The sequence below is a fragment of the Dietzia sp. E1 genome, from assembly GCF_014145015.1.
Taxonomy (GTDB): Bacteria; Actinomycetota; Actinomycetes; order Mycobacteriales; family Mycobacteriaceae; genus Dietzia; species Dietzia cinnamea_A.
In genome coordinates, this window is the sequence record NZ_JAALDU010000117.1 from 1 (window position 1) to 1,676 (window position 1,676).

Consider the following 1,676-nt stretch of genomic DNA (forward strand, 5'->3'; position numbering starts at 1 on the left):
CGGAACGGCCAGGGCAACCGGAACGACCAGGGCGGCCGGAACAACCAGGACGGCCAGGGCAACCGGAACGACCAGGGCGGCCAGGACGGCGGCGACAACGGCCCGCGTGGCGACGGCCAGAACCGCGACGACGACGGTGGGGGCCGCGGTCGTCGTGGTCGCCGCCGCCGCGAGCGCAATCGCGGCGGCAACCGCCCGGCCGAGGGTGAGACCGAGGTGCGGGAGGACGACGTCCTCCAGCCGGTCGCGGGCATTCTCGACGTCCTCGACAACTACGCGTTCGTCCGCACCTCCGGATACCTCGCCGGCAACAACGACGTCTACGTGTCGATGAACATGATCCGTCGCTACGGGCTGCGTCGCGGTGACGCGATCACCGGCGCGGTCAAGATGCCCCGGGACGGGCAGTCCGACGGGCAGCACGACGGTCCGGGCGGCGGCCAGGGTGGCGGCCGCGGTGGCGGACAGGGCGGGAAGAACCGGGCGAAGTTCAACCCGCTCGCCCGCATCGACACGGTCAACGGCGGTCCGGCGGACCAGGCCCGCCAGCGTCCGGAGTTCTCCAAGCTCACCCCGCTGTACCCCAACCAGCGGCTGCGGCTCGAGACGGAGAAGAACATCATCTCCACCCGCGTGATCGACCTGATCATGCCGATCGGCAAGGGGCAGCGCGCCCTCATCGTGTCGCCGCCGAAGGCCGGTAAGACCACGATCCTGCAGAACATCGCCAACGCGATCGCCACGAACAATCCCGAATGCCACCTCATGGTCGTCCTCGTCGACGAGCGACCGGAGGAGGTCACCGACATGCAGAGGTCGGTCAAGGGCGAGGTCATCGCCTCGACCTTCGACCGTCCGCCGTCAGACCACACGCAGGTCGCCGAGCTCGCGATCGAGCGTGCGAAGCGGCTGGTGGAGCTGGGCCAGGACGTCGTCGTCCTCCTCGACTCGATCACGCGTCTCGGTCGCGCCTACAACAACTCGTCCCCGGCCTCGGGGCGCATCCTGTCCGGTGGTGTCGACTCGACCGCCCTGTACCCGCCCAAGCGGTTCCTCGGCGCGGCACGCAACATCGAGAACGGTGGGTCCCTGACGATCATCGCGACCGCGATGGTCGAGACCGGCTCGGCCGGTGACACCGTGATCTTCGAGGAGTTCAAGGGCACCGGCAACGCCGAGCTCAAGCTGGACCGTCGGATCGCCGAGCGCCGGGTCTTCCCCGCCGTCGACGTCGGCCCCTCGGGCACCCGCAAGGAGGAGCTGCTCATGAGCCCCGAGGAGGCGGGCATCATGCACAAGCTCCGCCGGGTGCTCTCGGGTCTGGACACCCACCAGGCCATCGACCTGCTCATGTCGCAGCTGCGCAAGACCAACACCAACTACGAGTTCCTGTTGCAGGTGGCCAAGACGACGCCCACGCTGCCGCAGGACGAGGAGTGACCCAGGGCGCGGGACGGTCGCCGTCTTCGATCGACGACGTCCTGTCCGAGTACGGGGGCCTCGAGGCGCAGCTGTCCGACCCGACGTTGCACGAGGACGCGGCCGCCGCGCGCCGGGTCGGCAAGCGGTTCGCCGAGTTGACCCCGATCGTGCAGTGTCACCGCGCGCTGGTCTCGACCCGCGACGACGCCGCCGCGGCCCGCGAGCTCGCGGGGGACGACTCGTCGTTCGCCGAG

At 69.9% G+C, this 1,676-nt stretch carries 2 protein-coding genes; both read left to right on the forward strand.

Annotation, left to right across the window (positions count from 1 at the left end; translation table 11 throughout):
- A partial coding sequence (gene rho, locus G6030_RS05035; protein WP_241724171.1) for a transcription termination factor Rho occupies window positions 1-1,440 on the forward strand: 1,440 nt, incomplete at its 5' end.
- A partial coding sequence (locus G6030_RS05040; RefSeq protein ID WP_182642400.1) for a PCRF domain-containing protein occupies window positions 1,437-1,676 on the forward strand: 240 nt, incomplete at its 3' end. The genes rho and G6030_RS05040, both read left to right, overlap by 4 nt.